We start from the raw sequence: 18466 nt of genomic DNA on the forward strand, positions 1-18466 counted from the left end.
TGAGGCTGGGGATAGGGGGCACTGCGCGTGTGCCGATGATAACGTGTTTAGTGGGTAAAACGCCAAGGCTGATTGTGAAAACAATCGATCAATTATTGCCCTTTGGTACGATTAAACTAAGAAAGTGAGGAGAAGAGGGGAAATTCTGCCTTTTATCCAACATTATCAGGCTGCTGTATTTTTGCTGTGGCAACAATGATCGAGCGGCTCGGAGGAAATACCATTAAGCCCGCGCAGGCAGGCTTAATGGTTTGCAGGCGCGGTAGGGTTAGTGGTCGAGCGATTCCAGCGCCCGTTTGATCAGCTCGGTGGCCAGCTTGCTTTCCGCTTCAGAAATGCCGTCGAGATTAAAGTTGGAGAGCTCAGCGACCAAAACGCTGCGTTCTTTGCCGCTGATTGAGGCGTCCAGCGCGGACAGCAGCCTGCCGAGGATCTTCAGCAGGGTAGCGTTTTCCGCTACGGCTTCCTGAGCCGGGGTGTTCTTATCGGTCATTCAAAATCCTCTCTGTCGTGACGGAAGGGAGATGCAGCTAACGCCATCGAATGAATTAAACGATCGCGCAGCCCTTCGGGGGTGTCGAGCCCAATCACTACCGTAAGGCAGGGATATGGATTTTTACTTATGCATTGCAGTTATAACGACTAGGTAATCTATGCTGCCGTATCACTGTGCCCTAACGGGCGACGCCAGGCTGAGCAATGTGTGCTCTGTATGCAAACGACCAGTATAGGCTTTCTGCGCGGCGTTAATATGACAGAAAAACCCTGCGAACGGTCAGGTTTACAGGGGACAAGGTTATTGCGGCTTGCCGGAGAACAGGAAACGCAGCACCGGAATGCGCTTGTGCAGCTCATATAACGCGAAGGCCAGCGAGAACACAAACAGCAGGCCCAGCAAAAATCCCAACAGGTTATTGCCGATATACGGCGTCACGAAAGCGCCATATATCAGGGTCAACGGGTGGTGCACCAGATATATAAACAGCGAGGCGTTGACCAGATAGGTGATGCGCGGCGAGTGATAATTCAGCAGGTTATGCCCGAAAGAGAACACCACATTGGTCATCAGGATCCCCATTAGGGTTTTGATCACCACTTCCAGCTCGAACATATAGCTGCTGTGCGCCAACAGTTTCTGGTTCAGCATATATGCGATAAACAGCAGCAGCGAGCCGAGCAGCGCCAGCGGCGAACGACGCAGAAAAATCTCTTTAAGCCACACATACTTAAACGCATAGGCGCCGAGGATGAAGAACGGCAGGTAGAACATCGTCTCCATCACCACGAAATTGAACAGGCCATTGGATAATAGCTGCGGCGCGAAAATTAAAATAATACGGTGCGCGGCCGAATAGCATACCGCATAAATAAAGAAACACAGTGAGACATTTCCTAATCCACGCATTCTGTTTATTAACGGTGGAATAGGATCGCGGGTTTGACGCTTGATTTTGCGGAACAGATAAAAGCAGGCGAAGGTCAACAATGACAGGGTCAATAAGAACCACAGATGAGACACCAATTCCCAAACTGTTACATTTATTTTCTGATAGAGAGAAAACTCGTCCCAGCCGTTTAATTTATCGGTGAAATATTTCAGCATGAAAAATTGCGGCACCGTAATTAGCGGGATGGAGCTCAACAGCGGGATCGCCACCCGCTCCAGCCTGACCTTCAACCACTGATGGCGCTCGTAGCGCTCGTAGAGCATGTAGGAGAAGTAGCCGGAGATCACGAAGAACACCTGCATGCGGAAAGCGTGGATGAAGTCGTTCAGCACCGTGAGCGAGAAGGAGGGCGACGCGCTGTTCACCGCCCAGGCGTGGCTGGAATAAATCAGGGAGAGGTGAAACGGAATGCCGAGCAACATCAAATAGGCTCGGATCGAATCGAGGAAAAACTCGCGCTGTTTGCTGCCTTTAGTCATAGATTACCGCTGGTGATTTAATCGAGAGTTCATTAACACGCTTAATAAGTCGTCAAACGTTAAATTGTTATCCGGAACCCTACTATAGCCCCCCGCATTTTTCCATAGCGTCTTGTTGCGCGGCTTGCTACGCTGGTGTTCCATCAGCTGCTTAAACAATGAGCCGTAAACATGAACCATCCATTTATCATGTTGTCGGAAAGCTGAGTAATCCATTAATATGGATTTAAATGATTTGAGCACACGAATAGGGGGGGATGTGCTAGTTAATATATTATCCGGACAACCACGCGCCGCGAGCGTTCGTTGGTTAGGTGCTACCGTATTGTTCACGCTGTTCAGTTCGCCGGCATGGGCCTTTTCTATTGATGATGTCGCCAAGCAGGCGCAGGATCTGGCGGCGAAAGGTTTCGAAGCCCCGAAGAGCAACCTTCCTTCTCAGTTCCGCGAGATGAAGTTCGCAGACTATCAGCAGATTCAGTTCAATCACGATAAAGCCTATTGGAGCAAGCTGAAAACCCCTTTCAAGCTTGAGTTTTATCATCAGGGGATGTACTTCGATACGCCGGTGAAAATCAACGAAGTCACCTCCACCAGCGTAAAACAGATCAAGTACAGCCCAGATTACTTCAACTTCGGTTCGGTCAAACACGACCCTGAATCGGTGAAAAATCTCGGTTTTGCCGGCTTCAAGGTGCTTTATCCGATCAACAGTGCCGACAAAAACGATGAGATCATGAGCCTGCTGGGCGCGAGCTATTTCCGCGTGGTGGGTAAAGGGCAGGTTTACGGCCTTTCCGCTCGCGGCCTGGCTATCGACACCGCTTTGCCGTCCGGCGAAGAGTTCCCGCGTTTTCGCGAATTCTGGGTTGAACGTCCGAAGCAGGGCGACAAGCACCTGGTGATCTACGCGCTGCTGGATTCCCCGCGTGCCACCGGCGCTTACCGCTTCACGGTGATCCCGGGCCGCGACACCACCGTGGACGTCGAGTCTAAAGTGTTCCTGCGCGACAAGGTGGGCAAACTGGGCCTGGCGCCGCTGACCAGCATGTACCTGTTCGGGCCGAACCAGCCGTCACCGACGCTGAACTACCGCCCGGCGTTGCACGATTCCAACGGTCTGTCTATCCATGCCGGCAACGGCGAGTGGATCTGGCGTCCGCTGAACAATCCTAAACACCTGTCCGTCAGCACCTATACCGTTGAGAATCCGAAAGGCTTCGGTCTGCTGCAGCGCGGTCGCAACTTCAAAGAATATGAAGATCTGGACGATCGTTACGATCTGCGTCCGAGCGCCTGGATCGAACCGAAGGGCGACTGGGGCAAAGGCAAGGTCGAGCTGGTGGAGATCCCGACGGCGGATGAAACCAACGACAACATCGTCGCGTTCTGGACGCCGGATACCTTGCCGGAAGCCAAAAAGCCGCTGACGCTGAGCTACCGCCTGAACTTCACCCGCGATGAAGACAAGCTGCATTCGCAAGACATCGCCTATGTGGCGCGGACCATGCGTTCGACCGGTGACGTGAAGCAGTCCAACCTGATTCGCGAGCCAGACGGCAGCGTGGCTTTCCTGGTCGACTTCGTTGGCCCGGTGCTGAAAGGACTGGATGCCAATACCCCGGTCGCCTCTCAGATCAGCATCGGCGACAATGGTGAAATGGTAGAAAACAACGTCCGCTATAACCCAGTGACCAAAGGCTGGCGCCTGACGGTGCGTCTGAAAGTGAAAGACGACAAGAAGCCGGTAGAAATGCGTGCGGCGCTGGTCAATGGCGATAAGACTCTGTCGGAAACCTGGAGCTATCAGCTACCTGCCAATGAATAAGCCTACTCAACCCGCCCAGGATTATCTTGCGGCGTTGCCTCTGACCGCTGAGCGGTCAGAGGCGCTCAACCCTCAAACGGCGGATGACGCTCAGGCTCTGGAGGCGCTCCATCGGCAGATGGGCGCCGCCGACGCCAACGTCAATAGCCTGTCGGCGGATGACGTGGCGCTGGCCTCGGTCAAACCGCGTATCGAAAACGCCTGGCCGGATGCGGTCAGCGATGACGACTTCGATACCGACGCCGAAGGGCGTGCCATTCTGAAGGCGACGCCGCCGATCAAACGCACCACCATGTTCCCGGAAGCCTGGCGCACCAACCCGGTGGCGCGCTTCTGGGATTCTCTGCTGGGGCGTTCGCCGCACAATCGGCACGCCACCAAAGAGGAAGCCGCGGCCGAGAACCGCTGGCGTGTCGTCGGCTCCATGCGCCGCTATGTGCTGCTGGTGCTGATGCTGGTGCAGACCGGCATCGCCACCTGGTACATGAAAACCATCTTGCCTTATCAGGGCTGGGCGCTGATCGATCCTATCGCCATGTTGGATCAGGATCTGATGCAGTCGGTCCTGCAGCTGCTGCCGTATGTGCTGCAAACCGGCATTCTGATCCTGTTCGCCGTGCTGTTCTGCTGGGTCTCGGCCGGTTTCTGGACCGCGCTGATGGGCTTCCTGCAGTTGCTGATCGGCAAGGACAAATACAGTATTTCCTCTACCATCAAGGGCGATGAGCCGATCAACCCGGCGCACCGCACCGCGCTGATCATGCCGATCTGCAACGAAGACGTCGAACGCGTGTTCGCCGGCCTGCGTGCGACCTATGAGTCCGTCGCCGCGACCGGTCAGCTGGAACACTTCGATATCTACGTGCTGAGCGACAGCTACGATCCGGACATCTGCGTGGCGGAGCAAAAGGCGTGGATGGAGCTGTGCCGCGATGTCGACGGCCACGGCCGCATCTTCTATCGCCGCCGCCGCCGCCGCGTAAAACGCAAGAGCGGCAACATCGACGACTTCTGCCGTCGTTGGGGCGGTGAGTACAGTTACATGGTGATCCTGGATGCCGACAGCGTAATGAGCGGCGAATGCCTCACCGGGCTGGTGCGTTTGATGGAAGCCAACCCGAACGCCGGCATTATCCAGTCGGCGCCGAAGGCGTCCGGTATGGATACCCTGTATGCGCGCGTGCAGCAGTTCGCCACCCGCGTTTACGGGCCGTTGTTCACCGCCGGCCTGCATTTTTGGCAGTTGGGCGAGTCGCACTACTGGGGCCATAATGCCATCATCCGCGTGAAGCCGTTTATCGAGCACTGTGCGCTGGCGCCGTTGCCGGGCGAGGGCTCCTTCGCCGGTTCAATCTTGTCGCACGACTTCGTTGAAGCGGCGCTGATGCGCCGCGCCGGCTGGGGCGTGTGGATCGCTTACGATCTGCCGGGCAGTTACGAAGAGCTGCCACCAAACCTGCTGGACGAGCTGAAACGCGACCGCCGCTGGTGCCACGGCAACCTGATGAACTTCCGCCTGTTCCTGGTGAAGGGTATGCACCCGGTGCACCGTGCGGTGTTCCTGACCGGCGTGATGTCTTACCTGTCGGCGCCGCTGTGGTTCATGTTCCTGGCGCTCTCCACCGCATTGCAGGTGGTGCATACGCTGATGGAACCGCAATACTTCCTGCAGCCGCGGCAGCTGTTCCCGGTCTGGCCACAGTGGCGGCCCGAGCTGGCGATTGCACTGTTCTCCACCACGCTGGTGCTGCTGTTCCTGCCGAAGTTGCTCAGTATTGTGCTGATCTGGGCCAAGGGCGCGAAAGAGTACGGTGGGGCGTTCCGCCTGTTCATTTCGATGCTGATGGAAATGCTGTTCTCGGTGCTGCTGGCGCCGGTGCGCATGCTGTTCCATACCGTGTTCGTAGTGAGCGCCTTCCTCGGTTGGGAAGTGGTGTGGAATTCTCCGCAGCGTGACGATGACGATACGCCTTGGGGTGAAGCGTTCCGCCGCCATGGCTCGCAGATGTTGCTGGGCCTGGTGTGGGCCGGCGGCATGGCGTGGCTGGATCTGCGCTTCCTGTGGTGGTTGGCGCCGATCGTGTTCTCGCTGATCCTGTCACCGTTCGTGTCGGTGCTGTCGAGCCGCGCAACGCTGGGCATGAAGAGCAAACGCGCCAAGCTGTTCCTGATCCCGGAAGAGTACAACCCGCCGCGCGAGTTGCTGGCGACGGAAGAATATCTGCATCTCAACCGCAACCGCGCGCTGACCAACGGCTTTATGCATGCGGTGGTCAACCCATCCTTCAACGCGCTGGCGACGGCGTTGGCGACGGCGCGTCACCATCTGCGTGCGACGCTCGATCGCAACCGCGAGGAGCGGGTGAACGAAGCGCTGCAGCTGGGGCCGGAGAAACTGGTGAAGGGCAAACGTCTGGAGCTGCTGAGCGATCCGGTTACGCTGGCTCGTTTGCACCAGCGCGTTTGGCTGTTGCCGGAAGGCGCCGCCTGGCGTGAGCACTATCAGCAGTTGCCGCACAACCCGCTGGCGCACCCAACGGGCCGGCGTTAATCGCTGAACGGCAACGCTCAAACGGGGAATGCGCATGGCGCGTTCCCCGTTTTTTTTACCTTTTGCTTACGCGCGCCGGTGCCGGTGGAGAAAGGGAACTGTGATAGACTGCGGCCGATGCGTTGTTCACTCGCGAAACAACCCTTTGCTCAGAGTCAATGTCGTGAAGCTCTCTTCCTACCTTCGGCTGGCCTGCGTGGCGGCCGGCGTGATGGTCTTAACCGGTTGCGGCAGCATCATCAGCCGCACCATGCCCGGCGCGGGGCATGGCCACCAGTACTATCCCGGCGTGCAGTGGGATTTGCGCGATACGCCCTGGCGTTACGTCACGGTGATAGATGTGCCGTTGTCGATGGTGGTGGACACCTTTATGCTGCCGTTCGATGCGCAGCACGGCCCCTATGAATAAACCTGCTCAGCGGGTGGCGAACACCACCAGCTGATAGCCTTTCTGCCCACAGTGGAAAGGTGCCAGCGCCGTCATGCCCAACCCTTGCACGTGAGCGGCCAACGAATGCGGATTGTCGTCGTCGATAAACAGCGCGCCCACGTCGTAGTCATGACTGGTGTGCGCTTTGACGGCGGCGTAGAGGCGTTTCAGCACGCCTTTGCCGCGCCAGGCGGCGTCGAGGCAAACCGGGCCGTAGAGAAACACCCGCTGCTCACTCAGCGCCCGCCCGGCGAAGGACTGCGTGGCGAGCGTCGCCAGCATCGCATCCACCACCGGCGGCCGCGGTTGCACGTCGGCAGGCATCAGGCAAACGAACCCTGCCAGTTGGTTCTCCTGTTCGGCCACTAGTATGCCGATGCCGCGGTTGATCGCCGTCAGCTGCGCCTCATTCATGCGCGATACGATAAATCCCTGCCGTTTTTGGCGCTCGTCGAGCGCTTCCGGCACGTTTTCCCCCTGCAGCTGCAAAATGGCGGGGTAGTCGGTAGAGCGGGCCCGGCGGATAATCATGTTGCCTCCTTGGCGATAAAAATGTGGTGCGGGTTAACGTTCATCCCACTCATCGGCCGCGGCCTGGCCTTCTTCGGTATCCAGCGGCGGTTCGAGCTGGAAGTCGCCTTCTTCCCATTCATACAGGGTATTTTCGTCTATCCACTCGGCGGTAATTTCCACCTCGTCGTAGTCCCCGTCGAAGATCGCCTGTGCCGCCGCACCGCTGCGCAGCGTCAGGCATTCCACCGCTTCACCCTCTTCTTCGAAGAACTCCGCCTGCCACATCGTGTCGCCATCCTGCATCACGTACTTTTGCAGATTGAACTGCTGCGGCACCGGCGGTTCGTCACCGCTGCCGCCTTCGGCGGTGTCGAGAAACTCTTCGCGTGCGGCCTCGATGGCTTCTTCCAGGGTTGCATACAGGCTCATGTTCGCCTCCGTTGACAATGAGAATAAAGCGTCCGGCGTGCTGCCGGCGCGGTGGGGAAAAACGTCAAAACTAATTGTTGTCTCACTGGCGCAGGATGCAAATTTTTTTGTTGTCCGCTCTGCGACGACGGTTGTCCGCAAAGCGGGAGAAGCAGGCGCGGAGACGGGAAATAATGACGGTATCGTTCACTCAGGCATCAGGAGAAGCCCATGTTAATCGACCCTTCAAGCAAATACCGACCGTTCCCGCCGGTGACGTTACCGGATCGCCAGTGGCCTGCGCGCACGCTGCGGCAGGCGCCGCGCTGGTGCTCCAGCGATCTGCGCGACGGCAACCAGGCGCTGGCGGAGCCGATGGATAACGCGCGCAAGCGCGAATTCTATCAATTGTTGTTGCAGTGCGGTTTCAAAGAGATTGAGGTGGCTTTCCCTTCGGCGTCGCAAACGGATTTCGATTTTGTGCGTGCCCTGATCGACGAGCAGCTGATCCCGCATGACGTCACGATTCAGGTGCTGACGCAGTCGCGCGACGATCTGATCGATCGTACCTTCGAGGCGCTGCAGGGGGCGCCGCGGGCTATCGTGCATCTGTACAACGCCACGGCGCCGATGTTTCGCGACATCGTGTTCCGCCAGGATAAGGCCGCTACCGTGGCGCTGGCGGTGAACGGCGCGCGGCGCATTCGCCGGCATTGTGAGGCTCAGCCCGATACCGCCTGGTGCTTCGAGTATTCGCCGGAAACCTTTTGTTTTACGGAATTAGAGTTCGCGCTGGAGATCTGCGAAGCGGTGGCGGAGGTGTGGCAACCGGGGCCGCAGCGGCCGATGATTATCAACCTGCCGGCGACGGTGGAAGTGAGTACACCCAACGTGTATGCCGATCAGATTGAATGGTTCTGCCGCCATTTCAGCCGTCGCACCGATGTGGCGATCAGCGTGCATCCGCATAACGATCGCGGTACCGGCGTGGCCTGCGCGGAGCTGGCGCTGTTGGCCGGCGCCGATCGGGTCGAAGGCTGCCTGTTCGGCAACGGAGAGCGTACCGGCAACGTCGATCTGGTTACGCTGGCGTTGAATCTTTATACCCAGGGCGTGGCGCCGGGCCTGGACTTCAGCCGCCTGAAACAGGTGGTGGAAGTGGTGGAACAGTGCAATCAGCTGCCGGTGCATCCTCGCCATCCTTATGCCGGCGAATTGGTGTTTACCGCCTTCTCCGGTTCGCATCAGGATGCGATCAAGAAAGGTTTCGCCGCGCAACGCCAGCGACAAGATTGCTGGTGGCAGGTGCCTTACCTGCCGCTCGATCCCGCCGATGTCGGCTGCAGCTATGAGGCGGTGATCCGGGTTAACAGCCAGTCCGGCAAAAGCGGCGCCGCCTGGCTGTTGGAGCAGAACCATGGGCTGGCGTTGCCGCGCGGTTTGCAGATTGATTTCAGCCAGGTGGTCCAGCGGGCGACCGACGGCAGCGGTAAGGAAATGAGCGTTGCGCAGCTGTGGCGCTTATTCCGCGACACTTACGGGCTGGTGGAGCAGCCGTGCTTGCAGCTGTTGAGCTACCAGACGGAAAGTCACGGGGTAGAGGCCTACAGTTTCAACGCGAGAGTCGCCTGGCAGGGGGAGACACTGCGGTTGCAGGGCGCTGGCAACGGCCTGCTTTCCAGCGCGGTGGATGCGCTGCGCCAACGCTTCGGCTTGCCGTTGGCGATCGAGGATTACCACGAGCACACGTTGGGGCATCAGAGCGACAGTCGAGCGGTGGCCTATATCCGCTGTGCGCTGCCGCACGGTGAGGCGAGCTACGGCGTTGGCATCGACGTCGACTCCGCCAGTGCTTCGCTGCAGGCGCTGTTCAACGTTGCCGGGCGCTATCTGGTGTCAACGTCGGCGCGGCCCGGCTGAAATAGTCGCTGGGCGCGACCCCCAGCACTCGGCGGAACATGGCGCTGAACGCGCTGGGGCTGTCATAGCCGAGATCCAGGGCCACTTCCAACACCGAGCGGCCGGTCGCCAGCGCGTTCAACGCCGCCAGCAAACGGGCGCGTCGCACCCAATCACTAAAATGCAGCCCGGTTTCTCGCTGGAAGCGCCGCGACAGGGTGCGTCCACTGACGCTGAGCTGAGCGGCCGCCTGTTCCAGCGTCCAGGGCTGTACCAGCGTAGTCTGAATATGGCGGCACAGGGCAAGCAGTGAGGCCTCACGCGGTTCGGGCAAGTGCAGCGGCAGACTCGGCAGCATTCGCAACTCATCCAGGATCAGTTCCATCACGCGCTCATCGCGCCCGCCGCTGGGATAGCCGGGCGCAATCTCCATCGCACAGATAATCAACTCGCGCAGCAGCGGCGAAATCTGCACCACCTGGCATTGGGCCGGCAGATCGGCGCGCGCCAGCGGATCGACAAACAGCGTCCTGGCCGCTACCTGGCCGGTGATGCGCAGGCTGTGCACCACTTTCGCCGGTACCCAGACGCCGCGGCCGGGTGGCACCACCCAACTGCCGAGCCGGGTGGTGACCTGCACCACGCCGCTCAGGCTGTGGATCAGCTGCGCGCAGTTATGGTAGTGCTCCGGCTCGCTGTCGCCGTGGCGATAATCCCTGGCTAACGGCCGGATGGGCTGATCGGGCGGCAGAACGTCGTGAAACAACAGCATTGTAAGCAGTCTCCGCACGGCAAAAGGGGAAATGACAGGATGCCATGCGGCGCTGTTTCACACCAGTCTGTGGCGTGGTACGGCAAAATAGTTTATAAAATGATATTATATAATTTTATATATTGATGGAGGGGCAATGGATATTGACGCGATGCGCAAGGCGGCGGCGCAGGCCGGCGCGATGCTGCGCACTCTGGGCAACGAAGATCGGCTGCTGCTGCTGTGCCGGCTCAGTCAGGGCGAGATGGCGGTGAGCGAGCTGGCGCAGGCGCTGGATATCCGCCAGCCGACGCTGTCCCAGCAGCTTGGCGTACTGCGGGAGGAAGGGTTGGTGTCCACCCGGCGCGCCGGCAAGCAGATTTACTATGCGGTGGCCGATGCTAAAGCGTTGGCGCTGCTCCACACCCTGTATCAACTTTATTGCCCGCAACCGGAGAACCGCGATGACCATTGACTGGCCACACTTCACGCCTTATTCCGCGCTGGCGGGAGGGGCCATTATCGGCGGCGCGGTGGCGCTGCTGCTGCTGTTCAACGGCCGGATCGCTGGCATCAGCGGCATTACCGGCGGTGTCTTGAGTGCCGCTGGCTGGGAGCGGGGCTGGCGCGCCGCATTTATTGGCGGGTTGCTGCTCTCGCCTTGGCTGTATGCTGCCGCTGCGACTTTGCCGTCCGGTGAGATCGCGATCGGCAACGGCGGGCTGGCGGCCGCAGGGCTGTTGGTGGGATTGGGCACTCGATTGGGCAGCGGTTGCACCAGCGGGCACGGCGTATGCGGCGTCGCACGGTTGGCGCCGCGTTCGCTGGCCGCCACGGCGGTGTTTATGCTGCTGGGCTTTATGACCGTGTGGTTGATGCGCTACCTGGCGGGAGGTTGAGAATGCTTAAAACGCTGTTGGCGCTGCTGAGCGGCATCATTTTTGGTCTGGGGCTGATCGTCGCCGGCATGGCCAATCCGGCCAAAGTGTTGGCGTTTCTCGACGTTACCGGCGTGTGGGATCCCTCGCTGGCGTTGGTGATGGCGGGTGCGATCGCGGTGGCGGCGCCGGCCTTCCTGTGGGCGAGGCGACGCGAGCGTAGCCTGTTGGGGGAAACGCTGCAGATCCCGGCCGCCGGGCGTCTGGATCGTCGTTTGCTGGTGGGCAGCGCACTGTTCGGCATCGGGTGGGGTATCGCGGGTATTTGCCCCGGTCCAGCCTGGGTGTTGGCCGGGGCGGAGATAAGCCGGGTATGGCCGTTCCTGCTGGCGATGCTGGCGGGTATGGCGCTGTATGACGTTATCATGAGGAGGAGGAGTACGTGTCGATAGCCAAAGCGGTGTTGCGCATCGCGCGCCCGACCGATCGGTTGCAAGAGGTTGCTACGCTGTATTGCCGCGGGCTGGGTTTCGAAAAGCTGGGTGAGTTTGTCGATCATCAGGGGTTTGACGGCATGATGATTGGGCATCCGCAGCATGCCTACCATCTGGAGTTCACGCAGCATCGTGGGGTGCGGGTCGGGCAGGCGCCGACGCAGGATCATCTGCTGGTATTTTATCTGCCGGATGAGAACGAATGGCGGGCTGCGTGTGAGCGGATGCAGGCGGCAGGGTTTTTATCGGTCGCCGCCTATAATCCCTATTGGGATCGGGCGGGGCAAACCTTTGAAGATCCTGATGGCTATCGGGTGGTATTGCAACATCAGGCTTGGCAGGCATAAAAAAACCGGCGCATCGAGCGCCGGTTTGCGAGATAAAACGGGGTATCCGTCAGACGTTGGTCGCCGGTTTTTGCGCGCTCTTGGACTGGGTATTTTCCAGCATGCGGCGAATCGGCACGATCAGCACGATAAGCACGGCGGCGCAGATCAGCAGCGCGATGGAGCAGCGAGCGAACAGATTCGGCAGCATATCCAGTTGGTCGGCCTTGACGTGACCGCCGATCAGACCGGCCGCCAGGTTGCCCAACGCGCTGGCGCAGAACCACAGCCCCATCATCTGACCGCGCATTCTCTCCGGCGCCAGCAGCGTCATGGTGGCCAGCCCGATCGGGCTCAGGCACAGCTCACCCAGCGTCAGCATCAGGATACTGCCTACCAGCCACATCGGCGATACGCCGGCGCCGCCGTTGCTCAGCACATTCTGCGCGGCCAACATCATCAGGCCAAAACCACCGGCGGCGCACAGGATGCCGATCACGAACTTGGTGATGCTGCTCGGACGCACGTTATTGCGCGCCAGCGCAGGCCAGGCCCAGCTGAAGACCGGTGCCAGCAGGATGATGAACAGGGCGTTGATCGACTGGAACCACACCGCCGGGATCTCGAAGTCGCCGATCATGCGATTGGTGTAATCGTTGGCGAACAGGTTAAACGAGGTCGGTTTCTGTTCAAACGCTGACCAGAAGAACGCGGCGGAGATCAGCAGGATGAAGCACACCAGCAGGCGTGCGCGCTCTTTGCGGCTCAGGCCGGCAAAGGCGAACAGATAGATGAAGTACAGGGTGACCGAGGCGGCGATGACGTACACTAGCACGCTGGCCACCTCGACCGGGTTGATAACGATCGTGCCCTGAGCGATCAGCACGATGGCCGCCACCAGGATGGCCGCCAACGCCAGCAACCAGGCACCGACGCCTTTTTTCTTCGCGACCGGGCTGTTCCAGGTGGAGTCCAGACCCACTTCGCGATCATAGCGTTTCATTGCCGGGACGGCGAACACCCGGAAGATCACCAGCGCCACCAGCATCCCGATACCGCCGATGCCGAAGCCCCAATGCCAGCCGTGTGACTTGATCAGCCAGCCGGAGATCAGCGGGGCGATGAACGAACCGATGTTGATGCCCATGTAGAACAGCGAGAAACCGCCGTCGCGACGTGCATCGCCTTTCTTGTACAGCGTGCCGACCATCACCGAGATACAGGTCTTGAACAGGCCTGAACCGAGCACGATGAACATCAGACCGATGAAGAACAGGTTGGTGCCCATCACTGCGGACAGGGCGATCGACAGGTGGCCGAGCGCGATCAGGATCGAACCGTACCAGACGGCCTTGCGTTGGCCGAGCCAGTTATCTGCCAGCCAGCCGCCCGGCAGCGCCGCCAGGTACATGCTGCCGGCGAAGATGCCGACGATCGCCGACGCGTTCTCACGCGCCAGGCCCAGGCCGCCGTCGTACACGGTGGCAGCCATAAACAGGATCAGCAGCGGACGGATGCCGTAGAACGAGAAGCGCTCCCACATTTCGGTGAAGAACAAAGAACCCAGTGGATAGGGATGGCCGAAGAAGGTCCGGCTTTCTGACTTATTGACAGAGGATTGCATAACGATTTCCCAATAAAAGGCGCTGCAAGGCTGCAGCCCGTACTGTGGTATGTATGTGTATTTAATGAAGGCGATCCGCCCAATGCGGATTACCCGACAAACACCGCGGCTGCAACGCTGATAAACCGTGGAAAGCGTGCTGACCTTTTCTTCACTTGGCCGATGCTTCACATCTGGCGTGATATTATTTAACCATTTGATAACTGGTCGTTGGTTTTGTCTAGTACCTGTATCCCATTTTTTAGACGAAAAGTCGACAAGCATCTCCTTTTCTGGTTTTTCTGTTGGTTATGACAGGAATATGATTGACAGCGGGTTTTATGCGCTGAAAGTTAATTAATTGTTGATAAACAAGATGTTGAGATAAGAATGTTCTGAGCGGGGCGAAAGTTCACAGGCCTGAAGGAAGCATTATTAAAAGTAGGGGAAACGCGCCGTTGATCTGACCAACGGCGGAAAGTGGCGATAAATGCAGCTATGACTCTTCCTGCAGCGTGTCTTCCCGCCTATAGCCCGGCCGTCGCCGCAGACACCACCAGGAATAACCGGCGTTGAACAGCACCACCAGCGCGGTGACCGCGAAGACCGCGCGAAAACCGTAGCCGGCGGAGATTGCGGCGCCGAGCAGCGGGCCGCTGACGTTGCCAACATCGCGGAACGACTGGTTGTAGCTGAAAATACGGCCGGCCACCTGATTGGTGCAGTTGTAAATCAACAACGTCTGTACCGCCGGCAGCAACGCGCCGTCGGCCGCCCCCAGCAGAAAACGCAGTACCCCGAGCTGCCACGGCGTCTGCACGAACGCCATCGGGATCAGTAACAGCACCGAGACGATCAGCATAAAGACCAGAATGCGCTCCGGGCCAATGCGATCGCCCAGCTTGCCCAGCCGCGGGGCGCTCATCAATGCCGCGACGCCGGGCACTGAGGCGATAAGCCCGCTGATAAACGCCAGATTGTGGGTGGCGCCGGCCAGATCGCGCACATACAGCGTCAGGATCGGCGCAATCGAGCCGGTGGCGATCTGGATGATCATGGTGGTGACAAACAGGCTGAGCACCAGTTTCGGGTTCTTCAGCGAGGCGAACACCTGTTTTGCGTGCAACATGTCGCGTTTTTGCACCGGGGTAAATTGTTCTTTGACATACAGCAGCGTCAGTACGAAGCAGACGAATAACACTGCGGCGGTGATATAAAACACCGGGCGCAGGCCGTACAGATCGGCTAACAAACCGCCGATCAATGGGCCTATCAGCGCACCGCCGACGCCGCCGGTAGACAGGGTGCCGAGCGCCCAGCCGCTGCGGTTGCGCGGCACCTGGGTGGCGATCAGCGCGTTGGCGTTGGGAATGAACCCGCCGAGCAGCCCCAGCACCGCACGCAGCGCGAGAAACTGCCAGACCGTTTGCGCCATGCCCATCAGCGCCATGACGATCGCCATACCGAGCGCTGAACGCAGCAGCATCAGTTTGCGGCCGCGTCGGTCTGCCAGGGCGCCCCAGAACGGCGCGGCGATAGCGGAAAACAGGAAGGTGATGCTGAACAGCAGACCGGACCACATGTTGAGCGCCTGATGGCCGGTAACGCCCAGCGTCTCTACGTACAGCGGCAGAAACGGCATCACCAGGCTGAAGGCGGCGCCGGTGAGAAAACATCCCAGCCAGGCGACGAAAAGGTTGCGTTTCCAGTTAACGGGTTCTGCTGCCGAAGCCATAAATGTCCACTGCCGAAAGGTGACGCGTTTTGCCAGCGGCAAGATGAAGGGGCAAAACGTGAAAGTTAGCCTGGTAAGTATGCGCCGCAAGCGCGGTGACGGCAAACGAGGGGACAAAGATTGGGCGAAAAATGAAATAAAGTTTTAAAAATGACGTTTAAACCTTATTCCGCGCTTAGCGCGCGGAATTTACAGCGTTTTATAGTCCGGTCAGCGCCTCGAAACCGGCGGCGGTGGTGGTGGCGCTAAAGTCGGTGACCTCGTAGTGGGCTACGGCGTTGAAGGGATCTTCGGCCAGGATGGCGTCTAACTGCGCACGGTCAATGCCCTTGGCCAGGATCACGCCGCCGGTGCGGGGATTCTTACGGCCGGAGGCGATGAAGGTACCGTCCTGAAAATATTTTTTAAGCCAGGCGATGTGGCCTTCAAGGTGGCTGTCTACGTCGGCGATTGGGCGATGGTAGGTCAGGCTGACAATGTACATAACGGCTCCAGGGTGGGCGGCAAAGGCTTTACCATCCCACCCTCGCCGTCGATTCTCAAGAGGCGCGCAATAAAAAACCCGCCGGTGGCGGGTTGGCTTGATCAGTAGAGCGAAGGCTCGCCTTCCGGGCGGGTCTTGAAGCGGCGATGCAGCCACATGTATTGGTCCGGCGCCATCAGGATCTCTTTCTCCACCACTTTGTTCATAAAGGCGGCGGCCTCGAGTTCGTTATCCAGCGGGAAGTTTTCCACCGCCGGTTGCATAATCAGCTCATACCCTTTGCCGTCCGGCAGGCGGCGCGGGGTGAACGGAACGATCGCCGGTTTACCCATCCGCACCAGCACGTAGCTGCCGGTGGTGGTGGCAGCCTTGTCCACCGCGAACAGCGGCACGAAAACGCTGCTGCGCGGGCCGTAGTCGTGATCCGGCGCATACCAGATGATATCACCCTGTTTCAGGGCGCGGATCATGCCTTTGATGTCTTTGCGGTCCAGCATCGATTTGTTGGAACGCATGCGGCCCCAGGTTTGCAGCCAGTCCATCAGCTTGTTGTCGTGCGGGCGGTAAACGCCGATGCCCGGGTTGTGAATGCCGAAGATGCGCGCGCCCAGCTCCAGCGTCAAAAAGTGCAGGCCAATCAGCAACACGCCCTGCTGGTTGTCGCGCGCTTGTTGGATGTGCTCCAGGCCACTGACCTTGAACCAGCGCTCGATGCGCCAGTTGGGCCAGAACCACGCCATACCGGTTTCAAACAGCCCCATGCCGACCGATTCGAAATTCTTTACCACCAGCGCATCGCGTTCGGCCTGCGGCATGTCGGGAAAACAGAGCTCGAGGTTGCGTTGGGCGATAGCGACGCGTCGCTTGAGAAAGCGCATGGAAAATCGCCCAATCGAGGTGCCGAGCCAGTAGATGACGGGGTAAGGCAGCAACACCAGCAGGTACAGCAAGCCGATGCCGACCCAGGTCAGCCAATAGCGCGGATGCAATAAGGAACGATTGAAAGTAGGAACTTGAGTCATGGGTTCTCTGTTTGAATACGGTTGTTTAAGTGTAATGACAGAGTCATCGCATGGTCTGGCAGCCGGGTGAGCTCGGCGGCAAGGTTCGTTTCTGCCGTTTGTTTGCGACTATTGTGGCATTTTTCTGGCGATCCGGGAAAACACAACGCATTAAAATCCCTCTTTGGGCGTTAAATATGCATCGAATGCCGAATTTTTCCACAATCTTTCCTGCCAAAGATAATGGCGATATTATTACTGGTAATTATTCAGAGGGTAAATATTTTGGCACCATGGATCAGTGCGGGGCTGCTGGTTTTGGGCGCGATGGTCGGCAGCGTTGGCGCGCATCTGCAGGTGAACGCGATATTGGCGCTCGCCGGCGTGATGATGGCGCTCGGCATAGTGGCTTCTGCGTTTACCGAAGGCGACGGACACTGAACGGGGCGCTGGCGCCAGGGCTGCGCGGCGGCGGTTTTTCGGGTATGATATGCGCCGCGCGCGGGCCGGCAGGCGGCGCGCGATAATCAGTCACCTCCCGAAAGACAGGAAAGTACACCATGCCAGTGTTACATAACCGAATTTCTAATGAGGAACTGAAGGCGCGCATGCTGGCGGAAACCGAGCCGCGCACCACAGTTTCTTTTTACAAATACTTCTCCATCGACGATCCCAAAGCGTTTCGCGACAGCCTGTACGTTCAGTTCGAAAAACTGAAGGTGTTCGGCCGCATCTACGTGGCGAAAGAGGGCATCAACGCGCAGATCAGCGTGCCGCAGCATCACTTCGACGCGTTCAAAGCCGCGCTGTTCGCCTCACACCCGGCGCTGGATCAGGTACGCCTGAATATTGCGCTCGAAGACGATGGCAAATCCTTCTGGGTACTACGCCTCAAGGTGCGTGAGCGCATCGTGGCCGACGGCATCGATGACGAGAGCTTCGACCCAAGCAACGTCGGCGAGTATCTGCAGGCCGATCGCGTCAATCAGATGATAGACGATCCGAATACGGTATTCGTCGATATGCGCAACCACTATGAGTACGAAGTCGGCCATTTCGAAAACGCCATTGAGGTGCCGTCGGATACTTTCCGCGATCAGCTGCCGATGGCGGTGGAGATGCTGCAGGACAGTAAAGACAAGAATATTGTCATGTATTGCACCGGCGGCATTCGCTGTGAAAAAGCCAGCGCCTATATGCTGCACAAAGGCTTTAAAAACATCTACCACGTGGAAGGCGGGATTATCGAGTACACCCGCAAAGCGAAAGAACAGGGGTTGCCGCTGAAGTTTATCGGCAAAAACTTCGTGTTCGATGAGCGTATGGGTGAGCGCATCTCCGACGATGTGATCGCCAACTGCCACCAGTGTGGAGCGCCGTGCGACACCCATACCAACTGCAAGAACGACGGTTGCCATCTGCTGTTCATTCAGTGCCCGAGCTGCGCCGCCAAATTTGAAGGGTGCTGTAGCGAGATTTGCCGCGAAGAGCTGAAGCTGCCGCGCGAAGAGCAACGCGCGCGCCGTGCCGGCCGTGAAAACGGCGTCAAGATCTTCAATAAGTCAAAAGGCTTGTTGCAGACTACGATGCACATTCCGGCACCGGAAGAAGAAGGCCCAGCCCGCTGAGCCTGAGGAA

At 58.7% G+C, this 18466-nt stretch carries 19 protein-coding genes; 10 read left to right on the forward strand and 9 right to left on the reverse strand.

Annotated elements, in window-relative coordinates; translation table 11 throughout:
• Positions 1–268 precede the first annotated feature (268 nt).
• The gene (locus ACJ8J4_RS00080) at positions 269–493 is read right to left on the reverse strand and encodes a hypothetical protein (protein ID WP_033633376.1); all 225 of its coding nucleotides are present in this window, start codon (positions 491–493) and stop codon (positions 269–271) included.
• A gap of 303 nt (positions 494–796) precedes the next feature.
• Positions 797–1927, reverse strand: a complete 1131-nt coding sequence (gene mdoC, locus ACJ8J4_RS00085; RefSeq protein WP_043141764.1) for a glucans biosynthesis protein MdoC — start codon at positions 1925–1927, stop codon at positions 797–799.
• Between the two features lie 259 nt (positions 1928–2186).
• On the opposite strand from mdoC, the gene mdoG reads away from it, so the two are divergent.
• The 3 genes from mdoG to ACJ8J4_RS00100 all read left to right on the forward strand — a co-directional run bounded on the left by mdoG (position 2187) and on the right by ACJ8J4_RS00100 (position 6715).
• The gene (gene mdoG / locus ACJ8J4_RS00090; protein WP_025302384.1) at positions 2187–3755 is read left to right on the forward strand and encodes a glucans biosynthesis protein MdoG; all 1569 of its coding nucleotides are present in this window, start codon (positions 2187–2189) and stop codon (positions 3753–3755) included.
• Entirely contained in the window at positions 3748–6306 is a 2559-nt protein-coding gene (mdoH, locus tag ACJ8J4_RS00095; protein ID WP_025302385.1) for a glucans biosynthesis glucosyltransferase MdoH, read from the forward strand. Before mdoG ends, mdoH begins: the two co-directional genes overlap by 8 nt.
• A 211-nt stretch (positions 6307–6517) precedes the next feature.
• Positions 6518–6715 (forward strand): YceK/YidQ family lipoprotein, encoded by a 198-nt coding sequence (locus ACJ8J4_RS00100; protein WP_049205154.1) that lies wholly within the window; start codon positions 6518–6520, stop codon positions 6713–6715.
• A 6-nt stretch (positions 6716–6721) separates the two neighbouring features.
• Here the strand turns inward: ACJ8J4_RS00100 and ACJ8J4_RS00105 are convergent, their stop codons facing one another.
• Positions 6722–7267, reverse strand: a complete 546-nt coding sequence (locus ACJ8J4_RS00105) for a GNAT family N-acetyltransferase (RefSeq protein WP_025302387.1) — start codon at positions 7265–7267, stop codon at positions 6722–6724.
• Positions 7268–7300: 33 nt separating this feature from the next.
• Entirely contained in the window at positions 7301–7678 is a 378-nt protein-coding gene (locus tag ACJ8J4_RS00110; protein WP_043141761.1) for a MysB family protein, read from the reverse strand.
• A gap of 210 nt (positions 7679–7888) precedes the next feature.
• Here ACJ8J4_RS00110 and leuA point away from each other — a divergent pair, with 210 nt between their 5' ends.
• On the forward strand, positions 7889–9577 hold the full coding sequence (leuA, locus tag ACJ8J4_RS00115) for a 2-isopropylmalate synthase (protein WP_197835469.1): 1689 nt from the start codon (positions 7889–7891) through the stop codon (positions 9575–9577).
• On the opposite strand, the gene ACJ8J4_RS00120 is transcribed toward leuA, so the two are convergent.
• Entirely contained in the window at positions 9528–10328 is an 801-nt protein-coding gene (locus ACJ8J4_RS00120; protein ID WP_197835471.1) for an AraC family transcriptional regulator, read from the reverse strand. The two genes, leuA and ACJ8J4_RS00120, sit on opposite strands and share 50 nt — an antisense overlap.
• A gap of 136 nt (positions 10329–10464) precedes the next feature.
• Between ACJ8J4_RS00120 and ACJ8J4_RS00125 the strand changes: the two genes are divergently transcribed.
• Genes ACJ8J4_RS00125 through ACJ8J4_RS00140 form a run of 4 tightly spaced genes read left to right on the forward strand, consistent with a single transcriptional unit; the run spans position 10465 to position 12026 of the window.
• Positions 10465–10782, forward strand: a complete 318-nt coding sequence (locus tag ACJ8J4_RS00125) for an ArsR/SmtB family transcription factor (protein WP_033638023.1) — start codon at positions 10465–10467, stop codon at positions 10780–10782.
• Positions 10772–11206: a YeeE/YedE family protein gene (locus ACJ8J4_RS00130; protein WP_049208439.1), complete on the forward strand. Its 435-nt coding sequence runs from the start codon at positions 10772–10774 to the stop codon at positions 11204–11206. Before ACJ8J4_RS00125 ends, ACJ8J4_RS00130 begins: the two co-directional genes overlap by 11 nt.
• A gap of 2 nt (positions 11207–11208) precedes the next feature.
• Entirely contained in the window at positions 11209–11637 is a 429-nt protein-coding gene (locus ACJ8J4_RS00135) for a YeeE/YedE family protein (RefSeq protein ID WP_197835473.1), read from the forward strand.
• Positions 11628–12026 carry a VOC family protein gene (locus tag ACJ8J4_RS00140; protein ID WP_049205120.1) on the forward strand — a complete coding sequence of 133 codons (399 nt, stop codon included), beginning with the start codon at positions 11628–11630 and terminating at the stop codon, positions 12024–12026. The genes ACJ8J4_RS00135 and ACJ8J4_RS00140 overlap by 10 nt, the downstream gene beginning before the upstream one ends.
• A 49-nt stretch (positions 12027–12075) precedes the next feature.
• Here ACJ8J4_RS00140 and ACJ8J4_RS00145 read toward each other — a convergent pair whose 3' ends face one another.
• The 4 genes from ACJ8J4_RS00145 to ACJ8J4_RS00160 all read right to left on the reverse strand — a co-directional run bounded on the left by ACJ8J4_RS00145 (position 12076) and on the right by ACJ8J4_RS00160 (position 16849).
• Positions 12076–13629: a peptide MFS transporter gene (locus ACJ8J4_RS00145; protein ID WP_043141745.1), complete on the reverse strand. Its 1554-nt coding sequence runs from the start codon at positions 13627–13629 to the stop codon at positions 12076–12078.
• A 475-nt stretch (positions 13630–14104) separates the two neighbouring features.
• Positions 14105–15343, reverse strand: coding sequence for a multidrug efflux MFS transporter MdtG (gene mdtG / locus ACJ8J4_RS00150; RefSeq protein WP_197758956.1), 1239 nt, complete (start codon positions 15341–15343; stop codon positions 14105–14107).
• A gap of 199 nt (positions 15344–15542) precedes the next feature.
• Positions 15543–15827 carry a YciI family protein gene (locus ACJ8J4_RS00155; protein ID WP_025302396.1) on the reverse strand — a complete coding sequence of 95 codons (285 nt, stop codon included), beginning with the start codon at positions 15825–15827 and terminating at the stop codon, positions 15543–15545.
• A 101-nt stretch (positions 15828–15928) separates the two neighbouring features.
• Positions 15929–16849: a Kdo(2)-lipid IV(A) acyltransferase gene (locus tag ACJ8J4_RS00160; RefSeq protein WP_025302397.1), complete on the reverse strand. Its 921-nt coding sequence runs from the start codon at positions 16847–16849 to the stop codon at positions 15929–15931.
• Positions 16850–17113: 264 nt separating this feature from the next.
• On the opposite strand from ACJ8J4_RS00160, the gene ACJ8J4_RS00165 reads away from it, so the two are divergent.
• Together ACJ8J4_RS00165 and trhO are read left to right on the forward strand one after the other, a co-directional pair.
• Positions 17114–17269, forward strand: a complete 156-nt coding sequence (locus ACJ8J4_RS00165) for a histidine kinase (protein WP_236689676.1) — start codon at positions 17114–17116, stop codon at positions 17267–17269.
• Between the two features lie 119 nt (positions 17270–17388).
• Entirely contained in the window at positions 17389–18456 is a 1068-nt protein-coding gene (gene trhO, locus ACJ8J4_RS00170; protein ID WP_025302399.1) for an oxygen-dependent tRNA uridine(34) hydroxylase TrhO, read from the forward strand.
• The last annotated feature ends 10 nt before the right edge of the window (positions 18457–18466 follow it).

The sequence above is a fragment of the Serratia sp. CY47280 genome (assembly GCF_052168655.1).
GTDB classification, from domain to species: Bacteria; Pseudomonadota; Gammaproteobacteria; order Enterobacterales; family Enterobacteriaceae; genus Serratia; species Serratia bockelmannii.